The following is a 13,105-nucleotide window of genomic DNA, read 5'->3' on the forward strand; positions in this document are numbered from 1 at the left end:
GCAATACCACACAGTATCTGCTGTTATGAACGATTGAATAGTACGATCCAGAATGACGAATCTCTACATAAAAAGGTGTCCAACGACCTTAGGATCGTCGGACACCTTTTGCTTTCTTACGCTTCAATCCTTGATTCACCCTGCTCTACGAATCGCTTAACTTCCTCCATCGACGGCAAGGCTGCAATCGCTCCAACTTTGGTGCATACGATGGCGCCGACTTGATTGGCAAGTGTTACAAATTCCTGCTGCTGCTTCCAGTTGGTAGTAAATGCCTTAGGCTGACTCAGCTGGCTGATTTGATACAGCATAGCTCCGACGAAGGCATCTCCGGCACCGGTAGAGTCGATCGATTTGACAGCAATACTGCCGATTAGCGAACGGGAGACACCGCTTGAGATGAGTGTTCCCTCTTTCCCCAAGGTAACTGCCACCGTCTTGGCTCCCAACCCATGCAAAAGATCCAATGAAGCATTGCGGTCAGCCAGCCCTGTAATGATGTTTAATTCCTCTTCGCTTACCTTTACCAAATCCGCATTGTGTATTCCTCTTCTGGACAGTGCGATAAATTCCTCCAGCCTGTCTTTCCAGAGGTCCCCCCGGTAATTGGGATCAAAGGAGGTGAATTGCCCATTGGCCTTCGCCTCGTCCAATAAAGATAAATACGCTTCCTGGAAAGGATCGGCGAGCAAGGCCGTTGCCGAGCCAAAATGCAGAATGGCAGCCTGCCGAGTCCATTCTCTATCAATGTCCTGCAGAGACAGCTGACGGTCAGCTCCACGGTTGAACACGAAATCCCGTTCGCCGTTAGCGGCAAGGGAAACAAAGGCCAGTGTAGTCGGCGTTGCCGGATCAAAAAGGAGCATGGACGTATCCACGTGCTGCTCATCCAGAGTTTGTTTCAGGTACATGCCGAACGGATCGGCTCCGACTTTTCCCAAGAATGACGCTTTTCCTCCGAGCTTGGCTACGGCTGCGCTCACATTTGCGGGAGCACCGCCGGCCTGCTTGGAGAAATGCTGACCCTTGGCAAGATTGACATCAATATCCGTGCAGAAAAAATCAATGAGCAGCTCGCCCACACATAGAACCGTTCCGACATTTTTCACTTTGATTCACCTCTTGGCAGATTTAGTTTAAAACAGGCGTTGAATCTCGGTATACAATATCTGTTGCAACATGGGTCACTCGGTACGGCATGGTATTATCTTTGATTCTGGACAATAACATTTCGGCTGAAATAATACCCATCTGACTACTGTAAATATGTACGGTAGTCAGATGTGGCTCGACTACCCGGGATTCTGAAGCATCATCGAACCCGCAGACAGCAACATCTTCCGGGACTTTAATCCCCTTGTTTTTCAAAGATTTTATCACGCTGATGGCAATGAAATCATTGGCGCAAATAAAGATGGAGGGGCACTCCCTCAGGGCATCCAATTGCTGCTCCATCCAGTTCTCCTCTATAAAGAAATTGCGGTCCGGCGCTACAATGCTATGGGCAGGGTCCAAGGTGATTTCGGCTTCTGCCAGGGCCTTATTGAATCCCGTCCAGCGTTCATTGAAGCTTTTGCAGTGATTGTAATCGCCTACAAAACCGAAGCTTTCATAGCCATGATCTATTAATTTCCGGGTAAGACAGTATGTGCTATGCTCATTTTCCATTAATACCAGATCTGCCTTCAATTCCGGATACACCATATCTGCAGCGCAATCAATAAAAATGGTTGGGATGCCAAGATCCGTGATCAGCTTGCTGTATTCCTTGCTGAACATTTCGATGCAGAAAATGCCAGCCACATTCGAAGGTTCGAAATTACCGGGTAGGGTCATCGTATTGATATCGTTCTCACGGACAAAATAAATGGATAAAGTATAGCCCTGGTTGCTGATTTCCTTCTCCAGCCCGCTGATCAGCAGTGATCCAAAGTGTGAGCTATTGGGAAGATTACAGGTCAAAAGTGCGATATTGCCCTGTTTTTCAGAGGCTGTTTCCATATAAGAAAATTGTTTGTATTTAAGCTCCACTGCTTTTTTGATCACCTTGTCCCTCGTTACGGCAGGAATATTCTCTACTCCATTAAGCGCCTTGGATGCAGTGTTTCTGGAAATTCCCAAGGCATCAGCGATGTCTTGAATAGTAACCTTTGACTTTCTCGTCATATTGTTCCACCTTATTCTTCCGAATTAAGATTCTTCATATTTCTAAATATATAGTATTTTCATGCTTTTAACAATGAAATTATTCAAATGAACAAAATTAGTTTACATTTACTCATTAATAGGGTGCATTTTTAAGTATTTTTTGCTTAAAATATTACATTCCTCTTTAATCATGCATTTTTAATGAATTTAGTTGCCGAAATGTATTGACTTATTCAATTCTCACCTGTTAAATTGTAAGAGAAAAAATGTTCAAATGTAAAATGTAAACCCATTCATCTTGGGGGAATGTAAATTTCTAGTCATGTTGGAGGTGGGGGAATTACCAGTAGGGCATTTGCAAAGCATCTTGCGTAATTATGTCAGAGAGATGACATAACATGGCTTATAACTGTCTTTAATAACAAGCCGTGAACAGTAGGGGGGAAAAAGATTGGCAAACTCGATCGCTCAAAAAAGGGGAGTTAAGGCTTCAGAAACAAAAAAAAGAAACCATTGGCTAAGTTACATGGTTCGAAATTATATATTGTATTTGTTTCTGGTTCCGTCCATAATTCTTACCGTCATTTTCAAGTATGTTCCCATGTACGGCTCAATCATTGCGTTTAAAAATTTCAGTCCAAGAAAAGGCATCATGGGCAGCGAATGGGTTGGATTTGAACATTTTCAGCGGTTTCTTTCATCACCGAATTTTTATGACATTTTAATGAATACGCTTAAATTAAGCGCTTACGGTCTTATTCTCGGTTTCCCAGTACCGATCATTCTGGCCTTAATGCTAAATCTGATCAGAGGAGCGAAGCTCAAGAAGAATATTCAGCTTATTGTTTACGCACCTAACTTCATCTCGGTTGTTGTTGTTGCCGGTATGCTGTTTGTTTTTCTATCGCCGGCTGGAATAGTGAACGCTTTGGTAACAACCTTCACCGGCAAGCCGATTTCTTTTATGACTGATCCCGCCTATTTCCGAACGGTATATATTTTGTCCGGTATATGGCAAACAGCGGGCTGGTCCTCTATCATTTATGTGGCCACCTTAGCCAATGTGGACCCGCAGTTGCATGACGCTGCAACAATTGATGGCGCTTCATTGATGAAGAGAATCTTCCACATTGATCTGCCAGCTCTCAAACCTGTCATGGCGGTCCTGTTCATTCTCGCTGCAGGAGGCATCATGTCGATCGGCTATGAAAAGGCTTACCTGATGCAGACGGCTCTGAACACGCCAACCTCGGAAATCATCGCAACTTATGTATACAAGGTGGGGTTGCAATCTGGCGATTATGCTTATTCTACGGCAATCGGGTTGTTCAATTCCGTGATTAATGTGGTCCTGCTGATTTTCGTAAATACCGTCGTCAAGAAGCTGAACGAAGGGGAAGGGCTGTATTAAAGAAGGAGGTATTTATGGATATTCATTACACCGGGAAGGACCGGATTCTGATCATCATCAATTATATTCTGCTTGGTTTGTTTGTTCTCGCTATTCTGTTACCGCTGGTCTATGTGGTGCTTTCGTCCTTTTTGACTCCAAATACCCTGATTACCAAAGGGTTTGCCATTACATCATCAGACTGGACACTCACGGGATATGCCAAAATCCTAAGCAACAGTGCCATGATCCGCGGTTTTTTTAATGCTATTTTTTATTCAGCAGCCTTTGCGTTCGCAACCGTATTATTTTCCGTCTTCGCGGCTTATCCGCTTGCGATTGAAGAGTTGGTAGGGAAACGGCCCATTATGATCTTTTTCCTGATAACGATGTTTTTCGGTGGCGGTCTGATTCCTACCTATCTGGTGATTAAGGATTTAGGCATGTTGAATACGGTCTGGGCCATTATTCTGCCCGGCTCGATCAGCGTATTCAATATTATTCTGGCAAAGACTTATTTCCAGGGACTTCCGAAAGAGCTGTTCCAGGCGGCGAGTATAGACGGAGCTTCCGAGCTCAGTATTTTCTTTAAAATCGTCCTGCCGCTTTCGAAGCCTATTATTTTTGTTTTAGCTTTATACGCTTTTGTCGGACAGTGGAATTCTTATTTTGACGCCATGATTTATCTGGATGATCCGAAGCTGTTTCCGCTTCAACTGGTGCTGCGCTCCATTTTGATACAGAATCAGGTTCAGCCCGGCATGATTGCAGATGCGATGGCACAAGCGGAGCTTAAGAAATTGTCTGAAATGATTAAGTACTCTGCCATTGTCATATCAAGTTTGCCGTTGATTGTCATGTATCCATTCTTCCAGAAGTATTTCGAAAAGGGTGTCATGGTAGGTTCGATCAAATAACAAACCGGGGGAATAGAGATGAAAAAAACATTACTAACCTTGTCTGTGCTGGTGCTTTCTACTTCGCTGCTTGCCGGATGTGGCGGTTCAGGCAATAATTCTGCGGCATCCGAAGATTACAAGCTGGAAAATGTCACTCTGCCGCTCAAAGAGAAAGTTACCTTGCATTTTATGACTCAAAGCTCGCCGCTGGCACCTTCCGATCCTAATGAAAAGATGATTTATAAAAGACTGGAAGAAAAAACAGGGGTGCATATCGATTTTACCAACTTCACCTCCGATTCCTTCATTGAAAAAAGAAACCTGGCTGTTGCCAGTGGAGATCTTCCAGATGCCATACTGGATGCCGGCTATTCCGATTACGATTTGTTGAACCTCGGAAAGGATGGAACTATTATCCCTCTTGAGGATTTGATTGATAAATATATGCCGAATCTGCAGAAGGTATTGAAGGAAGCACCTGAGTACAAATCCATGATAACCGCACAGGACGGGCATATTTATGCTTTTCCCTGGATTGAGGAGCTGGGGGCCGGGAAGGAGAGCATTCATTCTGTAAACGACATGCCTTGGATCAATGTGGAGTGGCTAAAAAAGCTGGGACTTAAAATGCCAAAAACGACTGAGGATTTAAAAAATGTTCTGCTCGCATTTAAAAATGGCGACCCTAACGGAAATGGCCAAGCGGATGAAATCCCGCTGTCCTTTATGCTCAATAACGGCAATGAGGACCTGAATTTTCTGTTCGGTTCATTTGGTCTTGGGGACAATGGCGATCATACGGTAGTGACCAATGAGGGGAAAGTGGTCTTCACTGCCGATCAGGACGGCTATAAAGAGGGGATCAAATATCTTAATGAGCTGTATAAGCTGAACCTGATCGACGAAGAGTCATTCGAGCAGGATTACAATACGTATCTGGCCAAAGGCCAGAATGAAAAATACGGTCTCTACTTTCAATGGGATAAGGCGAATATTTCGGGAGACAACGATAAGTATGAATTGATGAACCCACTCGCAGGGCCAAGCGGTAAAGTCAATGTGACCCGCACGAACAATCTCGGCTTTGACCGGGGGAGAATGGTGATTACCAGTGACAACAAAAATCTTGAGCTTACGGCAAAATGGATTGACCAGCTGTATGATCCCATTCAGTCCGTACAGGACAACTGGGGCACCTACGGCGACAAAACTCAGCAGAACATTTTTGAATACGATGAAGCGAGTCATATGCTGAAGCATCTTCCGCTTAAGGGAACGGCTCCTGTCGAACTGCGGCAAAAAACGAATATCGGTGGTCCATTGGCAATTCTTGACGAGTATTACGGAAAAGTAACGACCAAGCCCGACGATGCAGTAGGCCGACTCAAGCTCATGAAAGAAAGACTCGTTCCTTTTATGAAGGCTGACCACAATTTCCCGAAAGTCTTCTTCTCGCTGGAAGATCAGAAGCAGATCTCAACCTTGGAAACAGACTTATTTGCCTACGTTAACCGCAAACGGGCGGAATGGATCAAAACAGGCAAAGTGGAAGAAGAATGGGCGGAATATAAGGCCGAGCTTTCCAGACTTGGATTGGACAAATGGCTGGAAATCAAACAGAAAGGCTATGACAGATATCTTAAAGATCAAGGCTGAAACATATAAAAGGTGGTTGGGGCTGTTAAACACCTTATCAACAATCAATAGGAGAGTGGATACCATTAAAGACATGCACCTAACGAATGACAATAGCAGGAGCAGAAAAGGATTACGAAACAGTAATTACAGGGAGGCATACAGGCCTCAATTTCATTATTCACCGGAGAAAAATTGGATGAACGATCCCAACGGCTTGGTTTACTATGAAGGAGAGTACCACCTGTTCTACCAGCATACGCCCCATGATACGCAGCCTGACTTTGGCCGCATGCATTGGGGGCATGCGGTAAGCAAGGATCTAGTTCATTGGGACGAACTTCCACCGGCAATTCCGCCTGGAGAGGACGGAGCGATCTTCTCGGGAAGTGCGGTGGTGGATAAGAACAATACAAGCGGATTTTTCAACGAAGAAGGATCAGGATTGGTTGCCATTTATACGAATGAGGGCAACAGGGCTCAGCCTGGCAAGCCACAGGTGCAAAGCATTGCTTACAGCAAGGACAAGGGTCGAACCTGGACAAAATATGAAGGTAACCCGGTTTTATTCCCAACGGAAACGCTAGACTTTCGTGATCCGAAGGTGTTTTGGCATGATGAATCGTCGATGTGGATAATGGTCCTTGCTGTAAGAGACCGTGTAGAATTTTACACATCTCCAAACCTTAAAGAATGGTCTTTTGCAAGCGAATTCGGTTCCGACATTCCGGGTATCCACCGGGGAATTTTTGAATGTCCTGATGTATTTCGAATCCAAGTGGATGAGGACCCTAATACCAAGAAGTGGATTCTAATGCTAAGCGTGGGGGATAGAAATGGTGTGAATCCAGACGATCCCGAACCACCAGCAGGCGGTTCTGGCATGATGTATTTCATAGGCAACTTTGACGGTAAAGCATTTACTCTGGATGAAACGCTAGAATCTTTCGATGCTATTAAATGGGTAGACTACGGATCAGACTTTTACGCGGCCGTGACCTGGAATGGCATTCCAAACGAGGACGGACGAAAGATTTGGATAGGCTGGATGAACAATTGGCGTTATGCTGCCACGCTGCCTTCAGAGGAATGGCGTGGCAAGATGTCAATTCCCCGTGAGCTACAGCTTAGGACTTATGCAGAGGGACTTCGCCTAATCCAAGCACCCATAAGTGAATTAAGTCAGCTAAGAAAACCGATTTTGTCTCTGCAAGACTTGACAATTAAGCCAGGTATGAACGTGTTGTCTGATCTTTCTGCTGCAAAGGCAGAAATTATTGCAGAATTTGAAGTCAGTACAGCCGTGGAATTCGGGTTCAAAGTGCGGAAGTCTTCCAATCAGGAGACGATCATCGGATATAATATCTCGAATGGGGAGCTGTTCGTCGATCGGACGAAGTCGGGCGCCATTGATTTTCATTCCGATTTCACAGCGATACACAAGGCCCCTATGAAGCCAGAGCATGAACGGATACAGTTGAGTATTTATGTGGATTGGTCAAGTGTTGAGGTCTTCGGAAATCATGGAGAAACAATCATTTCAGACATGGTTTTCCCTGATTCGGAAAGTATAGGGCTGGAGCTTTATACCATTGATGGAGACCTAAGGGTCGTATCACTTCAAATTAATGACCTAGTAAGCATTTGGGGAAATGAGACTGTTTAGACTTTAGTTACCGTTATCATTCAAATTAAAATTATCTCACGACTTTACAAAAGGCAAGGCACGAACCTTCAAATGATAAATATAGTTTAATTAACCACAGGGATTACTCTGGTAATTCACGACGTGTAGAAAAAGTGCCAAATTGATTTTTCAATTTGACACTTTTTTATATTGGATAAGATAATGAGTTTGTGCAGATAGCAAAAGGTCTGTTAAGACTTATGTGTAGATTATTTTCGAATGGATCTCTCCCGAGTTAAATTTTTTATTTTTTAGTGTAGGTGGTTGCCAATTAAGGATTGGACCTCAATTTTAGACACGTATAGACTTTTTGGATACAAGGAGGCAGGGTCTGTGGATTCAATGCAGTATATCATCGGCTCAAATTTGGCTCAAATCAGGAAGACTAGAGGACTTAGTCTGGATAAAGTGGCTGAAATGACAGGGGTCAGCAAAGGAATGCTGGCCCAGATTGAGAAGGGAAAATCCAATCCTACGGTGACCACACTTTGGAAAATTGCCAACGGTTTGCATGTGTCCTTTTCCACATTCCTCAAAGAGGACTCCCCGCAAATCACTAAAATCAGCAGGGAAGACCTGCATCCGGTGATTGATGAGAACGGCAACTATTTTGTGTACCCTATATTCCCGTATCATTCGGAAAAAAAGTTCGAGGTGTTCACCGTAAGCCTGAAGCCAGGTTTTACACATCATGCGGAGAAGCATTTGGGAGAGGAATCCATTCTCATGATCCGTGGGGAAATGTACTTTGAAATGCAGGGACAACGGCTTAAACTGAGCGCAGGAGATGCTGTGCAATTTCAAGTCACTGACCTTCATACTTACTGTAATGAGTCGGATGTGGATGCGGATTTTTATGTCTTGATTTATTATGCGGATTAGTGGGATGATTAGCACAGTCAGTCTAACACAGGCTTTCACTATATAAAAAGATAGCTACGAGGAAAAGAGAGGAAAGAGAACCCATGGAAAGCAAGTACATCCGAGAAACCTACTGCTTCAAGACGTCCCGTGTATTTCCCAACGATATCAACAATCATAACACGCTCTTCGGAGGCCGATTGATGTCGTATATCGACGATATTGCGTCTATCGCAGCCTCCAAGCTATGCCGCACGAATACGGTCACAGCGTCTACGGATTCAGTGGATTTTTTGCTGCCCATCCATCCGAGCGATTCAGTCACGTTGGAGGCGTTCGTAACCTGGACAGGCCGCAGCTCTATGGAGGTCTTCGTGAAGGTAATTCGTGAAGGACTAATGACTGGTGACCGGAAAGTCGCAGCCACCGCTTTCCTGACCTTTGTGGCACTGGACGAGAAGAACGGTAAAGTGATCGTACCGCAGGTCATTCCGGAGACGGAAGAAGAAGTACAATTGCACCAGACCGCGCCATCGCGTGCAGCGATACGACGTCAGCGCAGGGAGGAAAGCAAGCAACTGGCGAGCTTCCTGACGACAGATTATCCGTGGGAGCTGTAACGCCCTGACGCGCCTCAAACCGATCTGGACAAGGGATAGCCTTTTTACAGGTTCAACTATCATTTTATTACAAAAAGAAGCCGTTCTTCCGTTAGCAGAGATCTGCTGGGAAGACGGCTCTTTTGAAATAACTGAAAATCAGAGATTCTTGCTTCAATGACGATGGAAGATGTCCGTTCGACGTTGAAAGAACTAATCTACTTTCACTACACGAAAATGCTGATTGGTTCCGCCGTTATCCCCCCATTGAATCGCTTTGGCACCATCGGCGGTAGTGCCTTCGGAAATGTCGATCAGTTTGCCCGTTGCCCGGTTTTTCAGCTTGTAATAACCTCCCGTTACAGATACCAGTTGCCATTGCTGGCTGGACCAGCCTCCATCGCTCCACTGCTCGATGACTGCGCCGTCCGCAGTAGCTCCGTTTTCAACGCCGATCAGCTTGCCACTGTTGCGGTTGACGATTTTGTAATATCCGCCGCCCGCGTCCTTGAGCTGCCATTGCTGGCTGGATGCTCCCGAATCCGCACGCTGCTCCAGATCCGCTCCATCTGTGGTTGCACCGTCAATTACATTCAGCGGCTTGTTGCTCTTGCGGCTTACCAACTGATAGTATCCGTCCGGGTCAATGACGATTGGCGTGGTTACGCCTTGAACCACCCCGCTGGCAGTGTCGATGTTCATACTGTCGAACCAGTCCATAGCCAAAGAAGTTCCGGTTGGAAAACGCAGCGGCAGCCATACATATTGTGAATCCTGCACTGGACCGCTCCACGCTCCCGCCCAGCGGTCGCCTAAATACAGGTACGAGGTCGTCTGAGTACCTTCTACCGGAATGACATAGGCTGACTGTGAACCGTAGGTCGTGCTGTCTCCGAAGTTAATGGTGTTGCTCCACGTTCCCTCAATACTGGATGCAGTAGCATACTTGGCCTGGTTGGGATTCCAGCCCGTTGCCCCGGATGTGATCAGGAAGTAGACGTCTCCTTTTTTGAACATCGCCGGAGCTTCACGATATTGTCCCGGCCAGAGTGTGGTCACCAGCGATTCAACTTGCAGAAAATCCGGTGTCAGACGATAAATGTTCAAGTCGGCATTCACACGGGTAGCAGAAATCAGGTAAGCCGTGCCATTGTCGTTGTACACAGTCATATCCCGGGAATCGTAATCCAGAGGACGGAAGCTGCCCTGATAGGTGTAATCGCCGTCCACAGTATCGGAAGAGGCAACGGCCACCCGGGCTTCGTTGTAATTAACTCCATTTTCCTTGTGCATCCACAATACGTATTTACGTGTTTTTTCGTTATAAATGACCTTTGGACGTTCAATATTCGAGACATTCAGCTCTACTGCTGAGCTGCTGGTTAACACGTTTTTGCGGAACTCCCAGTTTTTTAAATCAGAGGAACGGTAGGCCGATACCGCTTTGAACGTGCCGTTGGGGTTGCGATTTTCACCAAACCAGTAGTAGTAACCGTCTACCTTAATCATACCGCCCCCATGAGCATGAACCACGTTTCCAGCGCTATCTTTAAACTGAATGCCATTCACAACATTCGCTGGGGCCGCTGAAGCAATCTTCGGTGAAAACATCTGGAAAATGCTCAACGACAGCAAAACAGCGAGCATAATACACAGTAAGGTGGCAAAATCATATTTCATTGTTTCGTCCTCCTCTGTATGTTTTTAAAGCGCTTACAAAATGATTTGTACTGAATAGCTCTCTATGCTGATGCCTATCACCTGTCTGATGATACGAAGTGAGCAGCAAGAGGATTATATCCCAATTGTATCCATATTGAATTGAAAGTGCTAGAGTAGTATATTGACCATGTACACCGCAGATGATAAACATCCAATGAATTTCCAATAGAGCGGTGAAGTTGTGAATGGGCTGATATTTATTACGGTATAGGGGGCCGACCATGGAACTATATGCGATTGACACGAGCAAGCCGGAGGCAGACGGTCATTACGAGTCACTGCTGAACCGGGTTTCGACTGAAAAGCGACAGAAGCTGGATCGTTTTTTACATCGGGAAGATGCTTTAAGGGGCTTATACGCCGATGTGTTGCTAAGGTGGTTGGCCTGTCGGCAATTGAAGGTATCCAACGCCAGTCTTCAGTTTACATATAATGCTTTCGGCAAGCCTTCCTTGTTGAATGCACCCGCATTCCATTTTAATGTTTCTCACTCGGGAAAATGGGTGGTATGCGCCGTGGATGATCATTCGCTTGGCATCGACATTGAACAACTTCGTCCTATTGATTTTGAGGTGGGAAGGGTGTGCTTTTCGGACACGGAGTATGATGCGTTGATGCACCAGGAAGCGGAGAGCCGCTTATCCTATTTTTACGATCTGTGGACGCTCAAGGAAAGCTTTGTGAAGGCCGAAGGACAGGGATTAACGCTGCCGCTAAAGTCATTTTCATTCGATTTAAGTGAGCGTCCGCTGATCGGTTTTACGACGGAAGGCTTTACCACCGAGTATTGTCATTTTAAACAGTATGAGATCGATGAACACTATAAAATGGCTGTCTGTGCAACGCATGGCCACTTTGCCGATCTGGTGCAGCAGGTAGACATACATACACTATGTTTTGAATCGGCAGCACAGGCGTGATATGAAGCACCATCCGACTGCACAGTGGCGCTATAGTAGCTCTTTAGTTTGGTTTATATAGTTGAAAAAAAGGGAGATGAGCTGCGTTGACACTAACATTGTTCAAGCATGGCAAGCTGTATGGGGAATGGGCTGCCAAGGGAGATTCAATCATAGTACAAAATGGCATCATACAGGCCATTGGACAAGCGCGGGAGCTTGAATTGCAATTGTCGGGTAAGGAATATGACACGGTGGATTGGGAGGACGCTTATGTGTTGCCGGGCTTGACCGATTCACATATGCATTTGTCCATGCATGGCATGAAGCTGGCGATGCTAGATTTTACGTCGGCTACCTCGAAGGATGAGATGCTTGATATGCTGCGCAAACGGGTTGCGCTCACACCGCCGGGAGAATGGATTTTAGGGCTGAACTGGAACGAAAATGCGTTTATTCCTGTTGAGATTCCGACCATCTCAGAGCTGGATGCCATTACGGATCAGCACCCGGTATATTTGACTCGTACATGCTTTCATACGTTTCTGGCGAATTCAGAAGCGTTTCGGCGTGCAGGTATTGGGGAGAACACTCCTGATCCCGCTTCGGGAGCCTACGGAAGAAATGCGGATGGACAGTTGAACGGATTGATTTATGAGGAAGCGTCCACTGCCTTTACAAGTGTGCAGCCAGAGCCGGATTATTCGGTTAAAAAAGATGCGATCCGTCGAGCCTGTCTGGATGCACTACGACTCGGTCTGACGGCTGCACACACGGAGGATTTGCGTTTTCTGGGCAGCGTGGACACCATGCAGCGGATTTACAGGGAGCTGAGGGAGGAAGGCATTGCCTTTCGCACGCATCAGCTTATCTATCATCCGTTCATGGAGGAAGCCAAAGCGAAAGGGCTGCGTGCTGGTGACGGAAATGAGTGGTTTAAAATCGGTGCGGTAAAAATGTTTGCCGATGGTGCGATTGGTGGAAGAACTGCGCTATTGTCTGCACCCTATAGCGATGCTCCGCATACCAGTGGCATGGCGATTCAACCGCAGCCAGAGCTGAACCAGATGGTGGCGGCTGTCAGATCCGCAGGTTTTCCAGTCGCTGTACATGCGATAGGGGATGGGGCGGCGCATATGATTTTGACCGCGATGGAAGCCTATGCTCTAACGGAGGAAAGCGGCTTGCCGGATCGTCTGATCCATGGTCAGGTGCTGACTGCCGATTTGGTCAAGAGAATGGCGAAGCTGCCGCTGATTGCGGAC

The 13,105-nt window shown here is 46.1% G+C and carries 11 protein-coding genes; 8 read left to right on the plus strand and 3 right to left on the minus strand.

Annotated features, from left to right (window positions below; translation table 11 throughout):
• Positions 1 to 116 precede the first annotated feature (116 nt).
• Both C1I60_RS14465 and C1I60_RS14470 read right to left on the minus strand, forming a co-directional pair.
• Positions 117 to 1,109, minus strand: a complete 993-nt coding sequence (locus C1I60_RS14465; protein ID WP_137062370.1) for a carbohydrate kinase family protein — start codon at positions 1,107 to 1,109, stop codon at positions 117 to 119.
• 22 nt (positions 1,110 to 1,131) lie between these two features.
• Positions 1,132 to 2,166, minus strand: coding sequence for a LacI family DNA-binding transcriptional regulator (locus tag C1I60_RS14470; RefSeq protein ID WP_137062371.1), 1,035 nt, complete (start codon positions 2,164 to 2,166; stop codon positions 1,132 to 1,134).
• A gap of 508 nt (positions 2,167 to 2,674) precedes the next feature.
• Between C1I60_RS14470 and C1I60_RS14475 the strand changes: the two genes are divergently transcribed.
• The 6 genes from C1I60_RS14475 to C1I60_RS14500 all read left to right on the plus strand — a co-directional run bounded on the left by C1I60_RS14475 (position 2,675) and on the right by C1I60_RS14500 (position 9,240).
• Positions 2,675 to 3,559, plus strand: coding sequence for an ABC transporter permease (locus C1I60_RS14475; protein ID WP_252361723.1), 885 nt, complete (start codon positions 2,675 to 2,677; stop codon positions 3,557 to 3,559).
• Between the two features lie 14 nt (positions 3,560 to 3,573).
• On the plus strand, positions 3,574 to 4,455 hold the full coding sequence (locus C1I60_RS14480) for a carbohydrate ABC transporter permease (RefSeq protein ID WP_137062373.1): 882 nt from the start codon (positions 3,574 to 3,576) through the stop codon (positions 4,453 to 4,455).
• An 18-nt stretch (positions 4,456 to 4,473) separates the two neighbouring features.
• Positions 4,474 to 6,093, plus strand: a complete 1,620-nt coding sequence (locus C1I60_RS14485; protein WP_137062374.1) for an ABC transporter substrate-binding protein — start codon at positions 4,474 to 4,476, stop codon at positions 6,091 to 6,093.
• Positions 6,094 to 6,166: 73 nt separating this feature from the next.
• Complete coding sequence (locus tag C1I60_RS14490; RefSeq protein WP_289306528.1) at positions 6,167 to 7,738, plus strand: glycoside hydrolase family 32 protein; 1,572 nt, start codon at positions 6,167 to 6,169, stop codon at positions 7,736 to 7,738.
• 354 nt (positions 7,739 to 8,092) lie between these two features.
• Positions 8,093 to 8,641 (plus strand): helix-turn-helix domain-containing protein, encoded by a 549-nt coding sequence (locus C1I60_RS14495; protein ID WP_137062376.1) that lies wholly within the window; start codon positions 8,093 to 8,095, stop codon positions 8,639 to 8,641.
• An 83-nt stretch (positions 8,642 to 8,724) separates the two neighbouring features.
• Positions 8,725 to 9,240, plus strand: a complete 516-nt coding sequence (locus tag C1I60_RS14500; RefSeq protein ID WP_137062377.1) for an acyl-CoA thioesterase — start codon at positions 8,725 to 8,727, stop codon at positions 9,238 to 9,240.
• A gap of 192 nt (positions 9,241 to 9,432) precedes the next feature.
• Here C1I60_RS14500 and C1I60_RS14505 read toward each other — a convergent pair whose 3' ends face one another.
• Positions 9,433 to 10,899, minus strand: a complete 1,467-nt coding sequence (locus C1I60_RS14505) for an RICIN domain-containing protein (RefSeq protein WP_137062378.1) — start codon at positions 10,897 to 10,899, stop codon at positions 9,433 to 9,435.
• Positions 10,900 to 11,162: 263 nt separating this feature from the next.
• On the opposite strand from C1I60_RS14505, the gene C1I60_RS14510 reads away from it, so the two are divergent.
• Positions 11,163 to 11,861 (plus strand): 4'-phosphopantetheinyl transferase family protein, encoded by a 699-nt coding sequence (locus C1I60_RS14510; protein ID WP_137062379.1) that lies wholly within the window; start codon positions 11,163 to 11,165, stop codon positions 11,859 to 11,861.
• 86 nt (positions 11,862 to 11,947) lie between these two features.
• The coding region (locus C1I60_RS14515; protein WP_252361725.1) for an amidohydrolase at positions 11,948 to 13,105 on the plus strand (1,158 nt) is incomplete at its 3' end.

This window comes from Paenibacillus terrae (genome assembly GCF_005217525.1).
Classification (GTDB): domain Bacteria; phylum Bacillota; class Bacilli; order Paenibacillales; family Paenibacillaceae; genus Paenibacillus; species Paenibacillus terrae_C.

What these genes read in the sequence shown, in the direction of transcription:
- C1I60_RS14470 (WP_137062371.1), bottom strand. Translation starts at nt 2,166, where the DNA reads ATGACGAGAAAGTCAAAGGTTACTATTCAAGACATCGCTGATGCCTTG.
- C1I60_RS14475 (WP_252361723.1), top strand. Translation starts at nt 2,675, where the DNA reads ATGGTTCGAAATTATATATTGTATTTGTTTCTGGTTCCGTCCATAATT.
- C1I60_RS14480 (WP_137062373.1), top strand. Translation starts at nt 3,574, where the DNA reads ATGGATATTCATTACACCGGGAAGGACCGGATTCTGATCATCATCAAT.
- C1I60_RS14485 (WP_137062374.1), top strand. Translation starts at nt 4,474, where the DNA reads ATGAAAAAAACATTACTAACCTTGTCTGTGCTGGTGCTTTCTACTTCG.
- C1I60_RS14490 (WP_289306528.1), top strand. Translation starts at nt 6,167, where the DNA reads ATGCACCTAACGAATGACAATAGCAGGAGCAGAAAAGGATTACGAAAC.
- C1I60_RS14500 (WP_137062377.1), top strand. Translation starts at nt 8,725, where the DNA reads ATGGAAAGCAAGTACATCCGAGAAACCTACTGCTTCAAGACGTCCCGT.
- C1I60_RS14505 (WP_137062378.1), bottom strand. Translation starts at nt 10,899, where the DNA reads ATGAAATATGATTTTGCCACCTTACTGTGTATTATGCTCGCTGTTTTG.
- C1I60_RS14510 (WP_137062379.1), top strand. Translation starts at nt 11,163, where the DNA reads ATGGAACTATATGCGATTGACACGAGCAAGCCGGAGGCAGACGGTCAT.